This window comes from Nocardioides sp. Leaf374, assembly GCF_916862475.1.
GTDB lineage: Bacteria > Actinomycetota > Actinomycetes > Propionibacteriales > Nocardioidaceae > Nocardioides > Nocardioides kribbensis.
The window spans coordinates 42,199-58,421 of the sequence record NZ_CAKASO010000014.1 but is presented as its reverse complement, the minus strand read 5'-3'; the positions used below and the strand labels follow the sequence as shown (position 1 = coordinate 58,421).

Genomic DNA, 16,223 nt, shown 5'->3' with positions numbered 1-16,223 from the left:
GCTCGGGGCGTGAGCGACGACCCGGCCACCGTGGTGCCCCTGCAGCACCCCACCGCCCCCACCATCGTGCTGGTCTCCGAGACCCGCGCCGACGAGCTGCGCGAGCACTTCGGGCGCTACGAGCGCGAGTACGACCTGCGCACGGCCACCTCGTGCGCCGAGGCCGAGGAGGTCGCCGCCCGGGTGCGCACCGAGGGCGGCACGGTCGCCCTCTTCGTCACCGAGTCGGTGCTGCCCGACTGCCACGTGCTCGAGGCCTTCGGGCGCTGGCGCACCGTGGTGCCGACCGCCCGGCGGATGATCGCCGCCCACTGGGAGCGCTTCATCCCCGACGGCCCCCCGCTGCGCGCGGGCATGGCGGCCGGCAAGTACGACGCCTACCTGCTGATGCCGCGCGGCACCCGCGACGAGGAGTTCCACCACGCCGTCACCGACCTGCTCTCCGACTGGGGCTCCACGGTCGCCGACCCCGAGGTCGTCTCGGTCACGATCGTCGCGCCGGAGCAGGACGGCCTCACGCTGGCCATCCGCGACTACCTCGACCGGATGGGCATGCCCAGCCGGGTCCACCACCCCGACAGCAAGGGCGGCCGGCACGTGCGGGCGCTGGCCCGGCCGGACGCGGCGTACCCGCTGGTCCACGCGCTGAACCGCGAGGTGGTCGAGGCGCGCAGCGTGCGCGACGTCGCGCTCTCGGTCTACGGCGCCCCCGGCGACGTCGCCGTGTACGAGGTCGTCGACCTGGTCGTGGTCGGGGCCGGGCCGGCGGGCCTGGGCGCGGCCGTCTACGCCGCCTCCGAGGGGCTCTCCACCGTCGTGCTCGAGGCCGAGGCGATCGGCGGCCAGGCCGGCACCAGCTCGATGATCCGCAACTACCTGGGCTTCCCCCGCGGCATCTCGGGCATGCGGCTCTCCCAGCGCGCCCGCAACCAGGCCCTGCGCTTCGGCACGCAGTTCTTCACCGGCTGGTCGGTCGAGGCGCTCCTGCCCGGCGTCGACGGGGAGCCGCACGTCGTGCGCACGGAGGCCGGCGAGGTCAGGGCCCGCGCGGTCGTCGTCTCGACCGGCGTGGCCTACCGCAAGCTGCGCGTCGAGCCGCTGGAGGAGCTCGTGGGACGCGGCGTCCACTACGGCGCCGCGCTCACCGCGGCCCGCGAGATGGAGGGCCAGGACGTCTACGTCGTGGGCGGCGGCAACTCCGCCGGCCAGGCCGCGGTGCACCTGTCGCGCTTCGCCCGCTCGGTGACCGTGCTGGTGCGCCGGCCCTCGCTGGCCGAGACCATGTCGCAGTACCTCGTCGGCGAGATCGACCACAACCCGCGCATCGCGGTGCGCACCTGCACGGCCGTCGTCGACGGCGGCGGCGCGGGCCGGCTGGAGCGCCTCGTGCTCGAGGACACCCGCAGCGGCGCCCGCGAGGAGGTCGCCGCCGGCGGGCTGTTCCTGCTGCTGGGCGCCGAGCCGCACTGCGAGTGGCTGCCGGCGGAGGTCGAGCGCGACGCGCAGGGCTTCGTGCTCACCGGGCGCGACGTGCCCCGCGAGCGCTGGACCGACGGCCTGCCGCCCGCCGACCTCGCCACGACGCTGCCGGGCGTCTTCGCGGCCGGCGACATCCGCTCGGGCTCGATGAAGCGGGTCGCCGCCGCCAGCGGCGAGGGCGCCTCGGTGGTGCCGCTGGTCCACCGGTGGCTGGCCGGGCGCTGACGTGCGGGCGCCGGGGCGTCAGGCCATCTCGTGGCGCCACGGCGGGTCGGCGCCGGGACGCGAGACGGTGATCGCCGCCGCCCGCGCCGCGTGCTCGAGCACCTCGACCACCACGTCGTCGCCGATCGGCCCGAGCCGGCCCCCGAGCAGCCCCCGCTCGGCGAGGGCGTCGACCAGCGCCGCGCCGAAGGTGTCGCCCGCGCCGATGGTGTCGGCCACCTCGACGCGTCGCGAGGCGACCACGACCTCGCCCTGGGCCGAGGTCCACGACGCACCGTCGGCGCCGCGCGTCACCACGACCACGGCCGCGCCGAGACCCCGCAGGTGCGCGACGGCCTCGGCGAGGTCGAGCTCGGGCCACAGCGCCTCGAGGTCCTCGTCGCTGGCCCGCACCAGGTCGGCGAGCCGGGCCACCCGCTCCACGCGCGCCACCACGTCGGGCCCGGTGCCGGTGATCGCGGGCCGGGCGTTGACGTCGTAGGTCACCGTGGCGGCGCCGCGCAGCTCCTCCAGCAGGGTCAGCACGTCCTCGGCCCCCGGGGCCAGCACGGCGCCCAGCGAGCAGGTGTGCACGGCCACCGGCGCCGGTTCACGCTCCACGGGCAGCAGCCGCCAGTCGAGGTCGAACTCGTAGGACGCCGCCCCGTCGGCGCCGATCGTCGCCGCCGCGGTCGCCGTGCGGTCGATCGCCGCCGGGTCGCAGGCCAGCCGCACCCCGGCGGCCTCGAGGTAGTCGCGCACCATGGACCCGTGGTGGTCGTCGGCGAAGGCCGTCGCGAAGCGCACCGGGCGCCCCAGCCGGGCCAGCGCGACCGCGACGTTGGCCGCGCTGCCCCCGGCGTACTCGACCCGCTCCCCGCTCGCGCGGTGCACCACGTCGACCAGCGACTCCCCCACCACCAGCACCTGTGCATCCATAGGCATGCTTCTACCACGCCGGGCCCGACCGCGGCCCGCGCCGGGCACTAGCGTGCAGCCCATGACCGTCCACCCGCTCGACCCCGCCTCCGGCGAGGCGCCCTTCGAGCAGCTGCGCACCCAGATCGCCCGCCGAGCCGCCTCCGGCGACCTGCCCGCCGGCACCCGGCTGCCGACCGTGCGCGCCCTGGCCGCCGAGCTCGGCGTCGCCGCCGGCACCGTGGCGCGCGCCTACCGCGAGCTCGAGGCCGACGGCGTGGTCGTGACCGAGGGACGCCGCGGCACCTCGGTCACCGCGGGCGCCGCCGCGTCCGGTCCGGCGGCCGGCGCCGCCGCGGCGGCGTACGTCGAGTCCGCGCGGCGCCTCGGCCTCTCCCTGGCCGAGGCGACCCGGCTCGTCGAGCAGGCCTGGCGCGGGTGAGCGGCCGGTGAGCCGGCTCCACCACGTCGTGGTCGGCGCCGGGGCGATCGGCGGCGCCGTGGCCGCGCTCCTCCACGAGTCCGGCGCCCGGGTCACCCTCGTCGCCCGGGGTGCCCACCTGGAGGCCCTGCGCGCCCGGGGGCTGTCCCTGGCCGTCGGCGACGACGTGCGCCGGGTCGACGTGCCCGTCGTCGGCGGGCCCGGCGAGGTCGCCTGGGACGCCGACGCCGTGGTCCACCTGGCCGTGAAGTCCCACCAGAGCGCCGACGCCCTCGACGCCCTGCTCGCCCACGCCCCGGCCACCACGCCGCTGGTGTGCCTGCAGAACGGCGTGGCCAACGAGCGCGCCGCCCTGCGGCGCATGCCCGCGGTGCACGGCGTCTGCGTGATGATGCCGGCCAGCCACCTGCGCCCCGGCGAGGTCGTGCTGCACTCGCTGGGCCGACCCGGCCTGCTCGACGTGGGCCGCTGCCCCGTCGGCTCCGACGAGGTCGACCACGCGGTGGGCGCCGCCTACCGCGCCGCGGGCTTCGACAGCGTCGTGCGCGAGGACGTGATGGCCTGGAAGCACCGCAAGCTGCTGCTCAACCTCGGCAACGGCGTCGACGCCACCTGCGCCGACTCCCCCGCCGCCGAGGAGCTCGTGCGCCGCGTCCGCGCCGAGGGCGAGGTGGTGCTGGCCGCGGCCGGGGTCGACGTGGTGACCGAGGTGGCCGACCGGGAGCGGCGCGGCGACCTGCTGCGCCCGCTGGCGCGACGCGACGAGGCGGGCAGCTCCACCTGGCAGAGCCTGGCCCGCGGGGCCGGCAGCAGCGAGGTCGACTACCTCAACGGCGAGATCGTGCTGCTGGGGCGCCTGCACGGGGTCGCGACCCCCGCCAACGCGCTGGTCCAGGAGGCGACGGCCGCCGCGGCGCGCACCCGTGCCGCACCGGGCACCCTGGACGCGGCCGGGCTGCTCGCCCGGCTGCCGGTGAGGCCGTGAACGGCACGAGGCCCGCCACCCCAGCGGGGTGGCGGGCCTCGGTGCGGTGAGGACCAGGCTCAGGCCTTGGTCTCGTCCTTGCTGTCACCCTCGTCGGAGTCGGCCTCGGCGGCCTGCTCCTCGGCGACGACGCTGCCCTCGGGCGAGGCCTCGTCGGTCATCTCGACGGGCGCCTCGTCGGTGGCGGTCTCGTCGCTGGTGGTCTCCTCGGCGGGAGCCTCCTCGGCGGGCGCGGCCGGGGCGGCGGCAGCCGGAGCGGCGGTGCGGGGAGCCGAGGGGGTGTAGGCCTCGGTCACCAGCTCGATGACGGCCATGGGGGCGTTGTCGCCCTTGCGGGGGCCGAGCTTGGTGATGCGGGTGTAGCCACCGGGACGCTCCGACATGGTCGGGGCGATCTCGGTGAAGAGCACGTGCACGACGCCCTTGTCGCGGATGGTCTTGAGGACCTCGCGGCGGTTGTGCAGGTCGCCCTTCTTGGCCTTCGTGATCAGCTTCTCCGCGTAGGGACGCAGCGTGCGCGCCCGCGACTCGGTGGTGGTGATCCGGCCGTGCTCGAAGAGCGCGGTCGCGAGGTTGGCCAGGATGAGGCGCTGGTGGGCCGGGCTACCGCCGAGGCGGGGACCCTTCTTGGGCTTGGGCATGGCTCTCTCTCATTTCTCCCGGGCCGTACCAGGTACCCGGGTAGTCGACCGGCGCGGTGCCGGTCAGGGCTGGGTGCTGCGGGTGGTGCGGGGTGGTGCTGGGACTCAGTACTGCTCGTCCTCGACGAAGGCGTCGTCGTCGTCCTCGCCGTAGGCGGCGAGAGCGGCGTGGGGGTCGAAGCCGGGGGCGCTGTCCTTGAGGGACAGGCCCATCTCGACCAGCTTGGCCTTGACCTCGTCGATCGACTTCGCGCCGAAGTTGCGGATGTCGAGCAGGTCCTGCTCGGAGCGGCTGATGAGCTCACCCACGGTGTGGATGCCCTCGCGCTTGAGGCAGTTGTAGGACCGCACGGTCAGCTGCAGGTCCTCGACCGGGAGGGCGAGGTCGGCGGCGAGCTGCTCGTCGACCGGCGAGGGGCCGATGTCGATGCCCTCGGCCTCGACGTTGAGCTCGCGGGCGAGGCCGAAGAGCTCGACGAGGGTCTTGCCGGCCGAGGCGATCGCGTCGCGGGGACGGATCGAGGGCTTGGTCTCGACGTCGATGACGAGCTTGTCGAAGTCGGTGCGCTGCTCGACGCGGGTGGCCTCGACCTTGTAGGTCACCTTCAGCACGGGGCTGTAGATCGAGTCGACCGGCATGCGGCCGATCTCGTTGTCGGCGCCCTTGTTCAGCACGGCCGAGACGTAGCCGCGGCCGCGCTCGACGACGAGCTCCATCTCGATCTTGCCCTTCTCGGACAGGGTCGCGATCTTGAGGTCGGGGTTGTGCACCTCGACACCGGCCGGGGGCGCGATGTCGGCCGCGGTGACGTCACCGGCACCCGACTTGCGCAGGTACATGGTGACCGGCTCGTCGTGCTCGGAGGAGACCACGAGGCCCTTGAGGTTCAGGATCAGCTCGGTGACGTCCTCGCGGACGCCGTCGATGGTCGAGAACTCGTGCAGGACGTTGTCGATCTTGATGCTGGTGACCGAGGCGCCGGGGATGGAGCTGAGCAGCGTGCGGCGCAGCGAGTTGCCGAGCGTGTAGCCGAAGCCGGGCTCGAGGGGCTCGATGACGAAGCGCGAGCGGAACTCGTCGACGGACTCTTCCGAGAGGGTGGGGCGCTGTGCGATGAGCACTGGTGTTTTCCTTTCCGGGCCCACCCGCTATTTGACGGGCCCGAACTGCGAGGATGTGGAAAGGGAGGGTGGAGCAGCAACAGGCGCCGCCCCCGGCCCGGAGGACGGGGGCGACACCCGAGGGTCACTTCTTCGAGTAGTACTCGACGATGAGCTGCTCCTGGACCGGAAGGTCGATCTGCGCCCGGGTCGGCACCTGGTGCACCAGGATCCGCATGCGGTTCGGCAGGGCCTCGAGCCAGGCCGGGACGACGCGCTCGCCGTGGGTCTCACGCGCGACGATGAACGGCGTGGTCTCCAGCGACTTCTCGCGGACGTCGATGATGTCGTGCGCGGTCACCTGGAACGACGGGATGTCGACCTTGTGGCCGTTGACCAGGAAGTGACCGTGGGTCACCAGCTGGCGGGCGTGGCGGCGCGTGCGGGCGAAGCCGGCACGGTAGACCACGTTGTCGAGACGGCACTCGAGCAGCTGCAGGAGGTTGTCACCGGTCTTGCCGGTGCGGCGCGAGGCCTCCTTGTAGTAGTTCAGGAACTGCTTCTCGAGCACGCCGTAGGTGAAGCGGGCCTTCTGCTTCTCGCGCAGCTGCAGGAGGTACTCGCTCTCCTTGATGCGGCCGCGGCCGTGGGCGCCGGGCGGGTAGGGACGACGCTCGAAAGCCTGGTCGCCACCGACGAGGTCGACACCGAGACGGCGCGACTTCCGGGTCATGGGTCCGGTGTAACGGGCCATGGTTCAGTCTCCTTCTAGGTCTCGGGTCAGACGCGGCGGCGCTTGGGAGGGCGGCAGCCGTTGTGCGGGGTGGGCGTGACGTCCTGGATGGTGCCGACCTCGAGGCCGATGGCACCCAGCGAGCGAATCGCGGTCTCACGACCCGACCCCGGACCCTTGACGAAGACGTCGATCTTCTTCATCCCGTGGTCCATGGCCCGACGCCCGGCGGCCTCGGCGGCCATCTGCGCGGCGTAGGGGGTGGACTTGCGCGAGCCCTTGAAGCCGACGGTGCCGGCCGAGGCCCACGAGATCACCGCACCGGTGGGGTCGGTGATCGTGACGATGGTGTTGTTGAACGTGCTCTTGATGTGGGCTTCGCCCTGAGCGACGTTCTTCTTCTCCTTGCGGCGCACCTTCTTGGCGCCGGCCGCTGCGCGGCTCTTGGGAGGCATGCGTTATCTCCTGGGGTAGCTGGTCGTTGAGGTGAGGAAGGGCAGGTGGGACGGCGCGGGCCGTCGCGTCACTTGGCCTTCTTCTTGCCGGCAACCGTGCGCTTGGGACCCTTGCGGGTGCGCGCGTTGGTCTTGGTGCGCTGACCGCGGACCGGAAGGCCCATGCGGTGGCGGCGACCCTGGTAGCTGCCGATCTCGATCTTGCGACGGATGTCGGCCTGGACCTCGCGACGGAGGTCACCCTCGATCTTGAAGTTGGCTTCGATGGCGTCGCGGAGCTTGACCAGCTCCTCGTCACCCAGCTGGTGCACGCGGGTGTTCGGGTCGACCCCGGTCTCGGCGAGCAGCTGCTGGGAGCGGGTACGGCCGATGCCGTAGATGTAGGTGAGAGCGATCTCGATGCGCTTGTCGCGCGGGAGATCCACTCCAACGAGGCGTGCCATGTGTCTGGCGGTCCCTTCGGGTAGTCCACAGAGGTTTCTGGTCGTGTCGCGCCCCGGGGGGATCTCGACGGCGAGCCGTCGTGCCCGGGCCCCGGCCTCTGCTCCGGGGGTGGTTCGCCGCGTCCAGGGCGGCTAAGCGATCACGTTGAGGTGTGTTCAGTTGTGGTGGTGCGGGTGGTGCGGGGTGCAGCCGGGCTGCAGCGGGCCTCTCAGCCCTGGCGCTGCTTGTGGCGCGGGTTCTCGCAGATGACCATGACGCGGCCGTGGCGACGGATCACCTGGCACTTGTCGCAGATCTTCTTGACGCTGGGGTTGACCTTCATCGCGGAGGTCCTTTCGTGGCCCCGGGGGGCTGTCGGCTTGACGCGTGCGCCGGCGAGCGGTCTCGCGGCACCGCTTACTTGTAGCGGTAGACGATGCGACCCCGGGTGAGGTCGTACGGCGAGAGCTCCACCACCACGCGGTCCTCGGGGAGGATCCGGATGTAGTGCTGGCGCATCTTGCCGCTGATGTGGGCGAGGACCTTGTGGCCGTTGCTCAGCTCGACGCGGAACATGGCATTGGGCAGGGCCTCCGTGATGGTGCCCTCGAGCTCGATCACGCCTTCTTTCTTCGGCATGTCCTCCACAATCTGTTGTCCGGTTGTCTACCGTGTGCTGCACCGCGGGGCGGGTGCCCTGCGGGTGGCCCGGGAACCTCCTCCGCCCGGGGGCGGGGGTGGACCTCGTGAAGCCGACCGGCGCTCCTCACCCGGCGGACGGGCAGCCTCGAGGAGCGCAGGACAGACCCACGTTGGGCCGACACGCCAGTTTAGTTCGCGCGCGCCCCAGAACCCTAATCAGCCCGAGCGCTGCGCTCGGATAAGGCGGCGAGCAGCCGCAGCGTCTCCACGCGCGCGGGCGAGCTGCCCGGCTCAGTGCCCACGTGGGCTCCGGCCACCGGCACGACCATGACCTCGTCGACGTCGTACGTCGAGGCCAGCTCGGCCACCCGGGCGCGGGCCGCCTCGGGGGCGTCGATGACCCAGCGCGCGGCCATCGCGTCGATGACGTCCTGCTGCGCGGGCGGGGCCTGGACCTTCTCGGCCTCCTCCACCAGCACCTGGGCCTGCAGCGGCTGCCCGGTGCGCAGGGCCAGCATCATCTGCAGCTGCGGCAGGGCGCGCAGGCGGGCCTCCTCCGCGGTCGGCGCCACCGAGACGTTGACGGTCAGGAAGGTGCGCGGCTCGGCCAGTGCGGCGGACGGGCGGAAGGTCGAGCGGTACAGCTCGAGCGCCTCGGCGGTGCCGCTGCCGGAGAAGTGGTGGGCGAAGACGTAGGGCATGCCCTTCTCCGCGGCCAGGCGGGCGGAGTAGTCGGAGGAGCCCAGCAGCCACATCTCGGGCACACCGGCGGCCGCCGGGGTCGCCTTGAGCACCTGCTGGCGACCCGCCACCGCGACGGCGACGCCCTCGGGCTCCATCATGGCCAGCACGTTGTCGACGTACTCGGGGAACCGGGTGACGGCCTCGTCGCTGACGCCGCCGGCCCCGTGGCGCAGGGCGTAGCTGGTGACCGGGTCGGTGCCGGGGGCGCGCCCGATGCCGAGGTCGATGCGACCCGGGTAGGCGGCCTCGAGGAGCGAGAACTGCTCGGCCACCACCAGCGGGGCGTGGTTGGGCAGCATGACGCCACCCGAGCCCACGCGCAGCCGCTCGGTGGCGCCGGCGATCATCGCCATCACCACCGGGGGGTTGGTCGAGGCCACGGCCGGCATGTTGTGGTGCTCGGCCACCCAGTAGCGCCGGTAGCCCAGGCGGTCGGCCTCGCGCGCGAGCTCGAGGGTGGCCGCGAGGGCGTCGCCCGAGGTCTGGTCGCTGCGCACCGGCACGAGGTCGAGCACGGACAGGGTGGGGCTGGTCTGGTGGCGGCGTGACTGGCTCATCACCGTTCCAACCCCACCCCGCGGAGGGCTATTCCGCGCCGATCGAGGCCTTGCGCCGGGTGCTGCGGTCCTTGAGCAGGCTGAGCACGGTGGTCACCGCGAGCGTGCCGACGATGACGAGCAGCGAGAGCCAGATCGGCACCTCGGGCGCCCACTCGATGTGCTCGCCGCCGTTGACGAAGGGCAGCTCGTTCTCGTGCATGGCGTGCAGGACGAGCTTGACGCCGATGAAGAAGAGCAGGAAGGCCAGGCCGTAGGAGAGGTAGACCAGGCGCTGCAGCAGGTCGCCGATGAGGAAGTAGAGCTGGCGCAGGCCCATCAGCGCGAAGACGTTGGCGGTGAAGACCAGGTAGGGCTCGCTGGTGAGGCCGTAGATGGCCGGGATCGAGTCGAGGGCGAAGAGCAGGTCGGTCACGCCGAGGGAGAGCACCACGATGAACATCGGGGTGAGCATCCGCTTGCCGTTCTCCGAGACGGTGAACTTCACGCCGTTCCAGTGCTCGGTCAGCGGCAGCCGCTTGCGCGCGATCGCGACCAGCTTGGGCTCCTCGTAGTGCTCGTCGTCGTCGCCGCCCTCCTTGGCCAGCTTGACGGCGGTGTAGATGAGGAAGGCGCCGAAGAGGTAGAAGACCCAGCTGAAGTTCTCGATCGCCGCGGCGCCGACGCCGATGAAGATGCCGCGCAGCACCAGGGCGAGCACGATGCCGATGAGCAGCGCGGTCTGCTGGTACTGCCGCGGCACCTGCAGCTTCGTCATGATGATGATGAAGATGAACAGGTTGTCGACCGAGAGCGAGTACTCGGTCAGCCAGCCGGCGAAGAACTCCCCGCCGTACTGGCCGCCGGCGAAGTACCACACCCCCAGGCCGAAGACGACCGCGAGGGCGACGAAGCCGGCCAGGTGCAGCGAGGTCTCGCGGGTGGTGGGCTCGTGGGGCCGACGTCCGATGACGAAGACGTCGACGAGGAGCAGGCCGGTGGTGAGGAGGACCGTGGTCCACCACAGCCAGGGGGCGACGTCCACGACGGGACCTTTCCGATTGGTGTCAGTGGTGCAGCCGGGTCGGGGACCCGGTGCGGAGCGGGCTCACGGTACCCGCCGGGGTCACCGTCCGCCGAACGGGACCCCGAGGGCGGTCAGGGCCTCCTCGCCGCCGTCGAGGGCGGTCAGGACCCAGGCGCCGTCGGCGGTCAGGGCGAAGGTGTGCTCGAAGTGCGCGGCGCGGCTGCCGTCGGTGGTCACGACGGTCCAGTCGTCGTCGAGCACGTCGGTCTCGGCGCTGCCGAGGGTGATCATGGGCTCCACGGCCAGGGCCAGACCGCGGACCAGCTTGGGGCCCTTGCCGGGCTTGCCGTAGTTGGGCACGTTGGGCGGCAGGTGCATCTCGGTGCCGATCCCGTGCCCGGTGTAGTCCTCGAGGATGCCGTAGTCGCCCTGCGAGCGGACGTAGGTCTCGACCGCGTGACCGATGTCGGAGACCCGGCCGCCGAGCCGCGCCGCGGCGATGCCGCGCCACATCGACTCCTCGGTGACGCGCATCAGCTCCACGAGCTCCGCCGACACCTCGCCGACCGCCACGGTGATCGCGGCGTCGCCGTGCCACCCCTCGACGATGGCGCCGCAGTCGATCGAGATGACGTCACCGGGGACCAGCACCTCGTCGGCGCCGGGGATGCCGTGGACCACCCGGTCGTTGACCGAGGCGCAGATCGAGGCGGGGAAGCCGTGGTAGCCCTTGAAGGAGGGCACTCCCCCGCCGCTGCGGATCGCGTCCTCGGCCACCGCGTCGAGCTCGGCGGTGCTGATGCCGGGACGCACCGCGGAGCGCAGCAGCTCCAGGGTCTCCCCCACCAGCAGGCCGGCGCGACGCATCGCGACGACCTGCTCCGGGGTCTTGATCTCCAGGCCGCGGTCGAGCAGGCCCACGGTCAGCTCTGCGGCAGGTCGTCGAGGGCGTCGAAGATCCGCTTGGTCACGTCGGCGACCTCGCCCATGCCGTCGACCTCGACCAGCAGGCCGCGGTCGCGGTAGACCCCGATGAGCGGCTCGGTCTGCTCGGCGTAGACCTCCTGACGGCGTCGGATGACGTCCTCGGTGTCGTCGGCACGGCCCTCGACCTGGGCGCGCTGGACCAGCCGGGCCACCAGCTCGTCCTCGTCGACGGTGAGCACGACCACGGCGTCGAGGGAGTGGCCGGTGAAGGCGATCATCCCGTCGAGCTCCTCGACCTGCGCCAGCGTGCGCGGGTAGCCGTCGAGCAGGAAGCCGGGCGTGGCGTCGTCCTCGTCGATGCGGTTGCGCACCATGAGGTTGGTGACCTCGTCGGGCACGTAGTCACCGGCGTCCATGTACCGCTTGGCCTCGACGCCGAGGGGGGTGCCCTGGGAGACGTTGGCGCGGAAGATGTCGCCGGTGGAGATGGCGGGGATGCCGAAGTGCTCGGCGACGAACTTGGCCTGGGTGCCCTTGCCGGCCCCGGGCGGGCCCATGAAGATCATTCGCATGTCAGCGGAGGAATCCTTCGTAGTTTCGCTGCTGGAGCTGGCTCTCGATCTGCTTCACCGTGTCCAGCGCGACGCCGACCATGATGAGGATCGAGGTGCCACCGAACGGGAAGTTCTGGTTGGCGTCGATCAGCACGAGGGCGATGAGCGGGATGAGGGCGATCAGTCCGAGGTAGAGCGCGCCCGGCAGCGTGATGCGGGACAGGACGTAGGACAGGTAGTCCTCGGTCGGCTTGCCCGCCCGGATCCCGGGGATGAAGCCGCCGTACTTCTTCATGTTGTCGGCCACCTCGACGGGGTTGAAGGTGATCGAGACGTAGAAGTAGGTGAAGAAGACGATGAGCAGGAAGAACGTCGCCATGTAGAGCGGGTGGGCCCCGGTGACGAAGTACTTGCTGATCCACTCCACCCACGGCGAGGGGTTGGTCTGGTTGAACTGCACCGCCATCGCCGGCAGGTAGAGCAGCGAGGAGGCGAAGATGACCGGGATGATGCCGGCCTGGTTGACCTTCAGCGGGATGTAGGTCGAGCTGCCGCCGAACATCTTGCGTCCGACCATGCGGCGTGCGTACTGCACCGGGATCCGGCGCTGGGCCTGCTCGATGAAGATGACCGCGGCGATGATGACCAGACCGATCGCGATGACCAGGCCGAAGACCCACCAGCCCTGGCTCTTCTGGACCTCCCAGAGCGCGGCCGGGAAGGTCGCGACGACCTGGGTGAAGATCAGGATGGACATGCCGTTGCCGATGCCGCGCTCGGTGATGAGCTCGCCGAGCCACATGATCACCGCGGTGCCGGCGGTCATGGTGATGACCATGACCAGGAAGGTCTGCGTGCCGTTGCTGTGGAGCAGGTCGAGGTTGCACTGCAGCAGGCTGCCCGAGCGGGCCAGCGCGACGATGCCCGTGGCCTGCAGCAGCGCGAGGCCCAGGGTGAGGTAGCGGGTGTACTGGGTGATCTTCGTCTGGCCCGCCTGGCCCTCCTTCTTCAGCGCCTCGAGCCGCGGGATGACCACGACGAGCAGCTGCAGGATGATGCTGGCGGTGATGTACGGCATGATGCCGAGCGCGAAGATCGTGAGCTGGAGCAGCGCTCCGCCCGAGAACAGGTTGACCAGGCTGTAGAGGCTGGCGTTGTCACCTGTCTGCGCGATGTCGATGCACTGCTGGACGTTGGCGACGTTCACGCCGGGGGCGGGGATCTGCGACCCGGCCCGGAAGATCACGATGATCCCCAGGACGAAGAGCAGCTTGCGACGCAGGTCCGGTGTCCGGAAAGCGTTGGCGAAGGCGCCTAGCACGGGCAGATCCTCTTTCCTCACAACGATGAGCGGCTCCCACGGACGACCATGGAAGCCTCGGGAAGCCTAACAGGGGTGGTGACCCACACCTCGTCGGCCTCACGAGTGACGGCAAAGGCGCGGCCAGCACGCTGGTGAGCGGTGCCGGCCGCGCCTTGACGGGGCTGGGTCAGACCAGGCTGGTGGTGCCGCCTGCGGACTCGATCTTCTCCTTGGCCGACGCCGAGAACGCGTGGGCGCTCACGTCGACCTTGACCGAGCAGTCGCCCTGGCCGAGGACCTTGACCGGGTGACCGTCGCGGACGGCGCCGCGGGCCACGAGCTCGTCGACGGTGACGGAGCCACCCTCGGGGAAGAGCGCGCTGATCCGGTCCAGGTTCACGACCTGGAACTCGACCTTGAACGGGTTCTTGAAGCCCTTGAGCTTGGGCAGACGCATGTGGATCGGCATCTGGCCACCCTCGAAGGCCACCGGGACCTGGTACCGGGCCTTGGTGCCCTTGGTACCGCGACCCGACGTCTTGCCCTTCGAGGCCTCACCGCGACCCACACGGGTCTTCGCGGTCTTGGCGCCCGGAGCGGGGCGCAGGTGGTGCAGCTTGAGCGTCATGTCAGTCGACCTCCTCGACCGTCACCAGGTGACGGACCGTGTTGACCATGCCGCGGATCTCGGGACGGTCCTCCTTGACGACGACGTCACCGATCCGCTTCAGGCCGAGGGTGCGCAGCGTCTCGCGCTGGTTGGCCTTGAGGCCGACCGTGCCCCTCTTCTGCTGGACCTTGAGCTGTGCCATCAGGAGGACACCTCCTGCGAGACGCCCGCGGGCACCTCGGTGCGCGCCTTGAGCAGCGCCGCCGGGGCGACGTCCTCGACCGGCAGGCCACGACGGGCGGCCACGGCCTCGGGCTGCTCGAGCATGCGCAGCGCCTCGACGGTCGCGTGCACGATGTTGATCTGGTTCGACGACCCGAGCGACTTGCTCAGGATGTCGTGGATGCCGGCGCACTCGAGCACCGCACGCACCGGGCCACCGGCGATGACGCCGGTACCGGGCGAGGCGGGACGCAGCATGACCACGCCGGCCGCCTTCTCACCCTGGACGGGGTGCGGGATCGTGCCCTGGATCCGGGGGACCCGGAAGAAGGCCTTCTTGGCCTCCTCGACGCCCTTGGCGATCGCCGCGGGCACCTCCTTGGCCTTGCCGTAGCCGACTCCGACCAGACCTTCGCCGTCACCGACGACCACGAGGGCGGTGAAGCTGAAGCGACGACCACCCTTCACGACCTTCGCGACGCGGTTGATCGCCACGACGCGCTCGATGTAGGCGGTCTTGTCAGCCTGGCCACCGCGACGGTCGTCGCGACCGCGACGGTCACCAGACTGGCGCTCGCCACTGCGCTGTCCGCGCTGGGCTCCGCTCATGAGACTGTTCCTCTTCTCTTCACTTGCGATGTCTGGATCAGAACGTCAGGCCGCCCGAACGGGCGCCGTCCGCGAGGGCCGCGACGCGGCCGTGGTACTTGTTGCCGGCGCGGTCGAAGACGACCCCGTCGACACCGGCAGCCTTGGCGCGCTCGGCGACGAGCTCGCCGACCTTCTTCGCCTTGGCGGTCTTGTCGCCCTCGTAGCCGCGCAGGTCGGTCTCCATGGTGGAGGCCGAGGCCAGCGTCTTGCCGACCAGGTCGTCGACGACCTGGACGGTGATGTGCTTGGAGGAGCGGGTCACGACCAGGCGAGGGCGCTCGGCGGTGCCGGCGACCTTCTTGCGGCCACGGACCTGGCGACGCAGGCGCGACTTGACGCGAGCGGCGGTGTGCTTGTTGTTCGAGAGCGAGATGCCCATGTCACTTACCAGCCTTTCCGACCTTGCGGCGGACCTGCTCGCCGGCGTAACGAACACCCTTGCCCTTGTAGGGCTCGGGCTTGCGCAGCTTGCGGATCTTCGCGGCCGTCTCGCCGACGAGCTGCTTGTCGATGCCCTGGACACCCAGGCGGGTCGGGCCGTCGACGGTGAAGGTGATGCCCTCGGGGGCGTCGAAGATGATCGGGTGGGAGTACCCGAGCTGGAACTCCAGCTGGGTCGGGCCCTTCGACAGGACGCGGTAGCCCACGCCGACGATCTCGAGCTTCTTCTCGTAGCCGTCGGTGACACCGACGACCATGTTGTTGATGAGCGTGCGGCTCAGGCCGTGCAGCGACTTGCTGATGCGGTGGTCGTCGGGGCGGGTGACGTCGAGGACGCCCTCCCCCTTCACCACGGCGATCGGCTCGGCGACGGTGTGCGTCAGGGCACCCTTGGGGCCCTTGACGGTCACCAGCTGGCCGTCGATCGCCACGTCGACACCGGACGGAACCGCGACGGGGAGCTTGCCAATACGCGACATGCTTTCAGTTCTCCTATCTCGGTCTCGTCGTCACCAGACGTAGGCGAGGACTTCTCCGCCCACGCCCTTCTGGTTGGCCTGTCGGTCGGTCAGCAGGCCCTGGCTCGTCGAGATGATCGCGACGCCCAGCCCGCCCAGCACCTTCGGGAGACCCGTGTGCTTGGCGTAGACCCGCAGGCCCGGCTTGCTGATCCGGCGCACGCCCGCGATGGAGCGCTCCCGGTTGCGGCCGTACTTGAGCGTGATGGTCAGCGTCTTGCCGACCTCGCCCTCACCCGGCTCGGTGACGTCGTAGGAGGTGATGTAGCCCTCCTGCTTGAGGATGTCGGCGACACCCTGCTTGATCTTGCTGTACGGCATGGAAACCGCGTCGTGGTACGCCTGGTTGGCGTTACGCAGACGAGTGAGCATGTCTGCGATCGGGTCTGTCATCGTCATGGCCTGCTGCGGCCCTTTCTCCACCGTGGTTTCGCACCTGTAGCTCAGGTGCGACCTGCAGCGATCTTTGAATTGGGAAGGATTACCAGGAGGACTTGGTCACGCCGGGCAGCTCGCCCCGGTGCGCCATCTCTCGCAGGCAGATGCGGCACAGGCCGAACTTGCGGTAGACGGCCTTCGGCCGGCCACAGCGCTGGCAGCGGGTGTAGCCGCGGACAGCGAACTTCGGCTTGCGAGCGGCCTTGACCTTCAGAGCGGTCTTCGCCAT

The 16,223-nt window shown here is 70.9% G+C and carries 23 protein-coding genes; 3 read left to right on the top strand and 20 right to left on the bottom strand.

What is annotated here, in order from left to right:
- Nucleotides 1-9 precede the first annotated feature (9 nt).
- Nucleotides 10-1,704, top strand: coding sequence for an FAD-dependent oxidoreductase (locus tag LPA27_RS08955; protein ID WP_228942204.1), 1,695 nt, complete (start codon nt 10-12; stop codon nt 1,702-1,704).
- A gap of 18 nt (nt 1,705-1,722) precedes the next feature.
- On the opposite strand, the gene LPA27_RS08950 is transcribed toward LPA27_RS08955, so the two are convergent.
- Nucleotides 1,723-2,622 carry a PfkB family carbohydrate kinase gene (locus LPA27_RS08950; protein ID WP_228942203.1) on the bottom strand — a complete coding sequence of 300 codons (900 nt, stop codon included), beginning with the start codon at nt 2,620-2,622 and terminating at the stop codon, nt 1,723-1,725.
- Between the two features lie 61 nt (nt 2,623-2,683).
- Between LPA27_RS08950 and LPA27_RS08945 the strand changes: the two genes are divergently transcribed.
- The gene (locus tag LPA27_RS08945) at nt 2,684-3,043 is read left to right on the top strand and encodes a GntR family transcriptional regulator (protein WP_056862101.1); all 360 of its coding nucleotides are present in this window, start codon (nt 2,684-2,686) and stop codon (nt 3,041-3,043) included.
- A 7-nt stretch (nt 3,044-3,050) separates the two neighbouring features.
- Nucleotides 3,051-4,028 carry a ketopantoate reductase family protein gene (locus LPA27_RS08940; protein ID WP_056862100.1) on the top strand — a complete coding sequence of 326 codons (978 nt, stop codon included), beginning with the start codon at nt 3,051-3,053 and terminating at the stop codon, nt 4,026-4,028.
- Nucleotides 4,029-4,087: 59 nt separating this feature from the next.
- Here LPA27_RS08940 and rplQ read toward each other — a convergent pair whose 3' ends face one another.
- The 19 genes from rplQ to LPA27_RS08845 form a co-directional block, all read right to left on the bottom strand.
- Nucleotides 4,088-4,669, bottom strand: coding sequence for a 50S ribosomal protein L17 (rplQ, locus tag LPA27_RS08935; protein WP_056904801.1), 582 nt, complete (start codon nt 4,667-4,669; stop codon nt 4,088-4,090).
- Between the two features lie 105 nt (nt 4,670-4,774).
- Nucleotides 4,775-5,791 carry a DNA-directed RNA polymerase subunit alpha gene (locus LPA27_RS08930; protein WP_056862098.1) on the bottom strand — a complete coding sequence of 339 codons (1,017 nt, stop codon included), beginning with the start codon at nt 5,789-5,791 and terminating at the stop codon, nt 4,775-4,777.
- Between the two features lie 124 nt (nt 5,792-5,915).
- A complete protein-coding gene (gene rpsD, locus LPA27_RS08925) occupies nt 5,916-6,524 on the bottom strand; it encodes a 30S ribosomal protein S4 (RefSeq protein WP_056862097.1) in 609 nt (202 codons plus the stop codon).
- Nucleotides 6,525-6,550: 26 nt separating this feature from the next.
- Nucleotides 6,551-6,958 carry a 30S ribosomal protein S11 gene (gene rpsK / locus LPA27_RS08920; protein WP_056862096.1) on the bottom strand — a complete coding sequence of 136 codons (408 nt, stop codon included), beginning with the start codon at nt 6,956-6,958 and terminating at the stop codon, nt 6,551-6,553.
- A gap of 68 nt (nt 6,959-7,026) precedes the next feature.
- Nucleotides 7,027-7,401, bottom strand: a complete 375-nt coding sequence (gene rpsM, locus LPA27_RS08915; RefSeq protein WP_056862095.1) for a 30S ribosomal protein S13 — start codon at nt 7,399-7,401, stop codon at nt 7,027-7,029.
- 209 nt (nt 7,402-7,610) lie between these two features.
- Nucleotides 7,611-7,724, bottom strand: a complete 114-nt coding sequence (rpmJ, locus tag LPA27_RS08910; RefSeq protein ID WP_056862094.1) for a 50S ribosomal protein L36 — start codon at nt 7,722-7,724, stop codon at nt 7,611-7,613.
- A gap of 74 nt (nt 7,725-7,798) precedes the next feature.
- Entirely contained in the window at nt 7,799-8,020 is a 222-nt protein-coding gene (gene infA, locus LPA27_RS08905; protein ID WP_026145687.1) for a translation initiation factor IF-1, read from the bottom strand.
- A gap of 215 nt (nt 8,021-8,235) precedes the next feature.
- On the bottom strand, nt 8,236-9,324 hold the full coding sequence (locus LPA27_RS08900; RefSeq protein WP_228942202.1) for an LLM class flavin-dependent oxidoreductase: 1,089 nt from the start codon (nt 9,322-9,324) through the stop codon (nt 8,236-8,238).
- Nucleotides 9,325-9,352: 28 nt separating this feature from the next.
- Nucleotides 9,353-10,348: a TerC family protein gene (locus tag LPA27_RS08895; protein ID WP_056862092.1), complete on the bottom strand. Its 996-nt coding sequence runs from the start codon at nt 10,346-10,348 to the stop codon at nt 9,353-9,355.
- An 81-nt stretch (nt 10,349-10,429) separates the two neighbouring features.
- Nucleotides 10,430-11,245 (bottom strand): type I methionyl aminopeptidase, encoded by an 816-nt coding sequence (gene map, locus LPA27_RS08890; RefSeq protein ID WP_416383236.1) that lies wholly within the window; start codon nt 11,243-11,245, stop codon nt 10,430-10,432.
- An 8-nt stretch (nt 11,246-11,253) separates the two neighbouring features.
- Entirely contained in the window at nt 11,254-11,829 is a 576-nt protein-coding gene (locus LPA27_RS08885; protein ID WP_056862091.1) for an adenylate kinase, read from the bottom strand.
- A gap of 1 nt (nt 11,830) precedes the next feature.
- Nucleotides 11,831-13,132 carry a preprotein translocase subunit SecY gene (gene secY / locus LPA27_RS08880; protein WP_228942201.1) on the bottom strand — a complete coding sequence of 434 codons (1,302 nt, stop codon included), beginning with the start codon at nt 13,130-13,132 and terminating at the stop codon, nt 11,831-11,833.
- A 169-nt stretch (nt 13,133-13,301) separates the two neighbouring features.
- Nucleotides 13,302-13,742, bottom strand: a complete 441-nt coding sequence (gene rplO, locus LPA27_RS08875) for a 50S ribosomal protein L15 (protein WP_056862089.1) — start codon at nt 13,740-13,742, stop codon at nt 13,302-13,304.
- 1 nt (nt 13,743) lies between these two features.
- Nucleotides 13,744-13,926: a 50S ribosomal protein L30 gene (gene rpmD, locus LPA27_RS08870; protein WP_056862088.1), complete on the bottom strand. Its 183-nt coding sequence runs from the start codon at nt 13,924-13,926 to the stop codon at nt 13,744-13,746.
- The gene (gene rpsE, locus LPA27_RS08865; RefSeq protein WP_056862087.1) at nt 13,926-14,555 is read right to left on the bottom strand and encodes a 30S ribosomal protein S5; all 630 of its coding nucleotides are present in this window, start codon (nt 14,553-14,555) and stop codon (nt 13,926-13,928) included. Before rpsE ends, rpmD begins: the two co-directional genes overlap by 1 nt.
- Nucleotides 14,556-14,592: 37 nt before the next feature.
- Nucleotides 14,593-14,976 carry a 50S ribosomal protein L18 gene (gene rplR, locus LPA27_RS08860; RefSeq protein WP_056862086.1) on the bottom strand — a complete coding sequence of 128 codons (384 nt, stop codon included), beginning with the start codon at nt 14,974-14,976 and terminating at the stop codon, nt 14,593-14,595.
- Nucleotide 14,977: 1 nt separating this feature from the next.
- A complete protein-coding gene (gene rplF, locus LPA27_RS08855; RefSeq protein ID WP_056862085.1) occupies nt 14,978-15,517 on the bottom strand; it encodes a 50S ribosomal protein L6 in 540 nt (179 codons plus the stop codon).
- Nucleotides 15,518-15,547: 30 nt separating this feature from the next.
- Nucleotides 15,548-15,955, bottom strand: a complete 408-nt coding sequence (gene rpsH, locus LPA27_RS08850) for a 30S ribosomal protein S8 (protein ID WP_056862084.1) — start codon at nt 15,953-15,955, stop codon at nt 15,548-15,550.
- Nucleotides 15,956-16,037: 82 nt separating this feature from the next.
- Nucleotides 16,038-16,223, bottom strand: coding sequence for a type Z 30S ribosomal protein S14 (locus tag LPA27_RS08845; protein WP_011757321.1), 186 nt, complete (start codon nt 16,221-16,223; stop codon nt 16,038-16,040).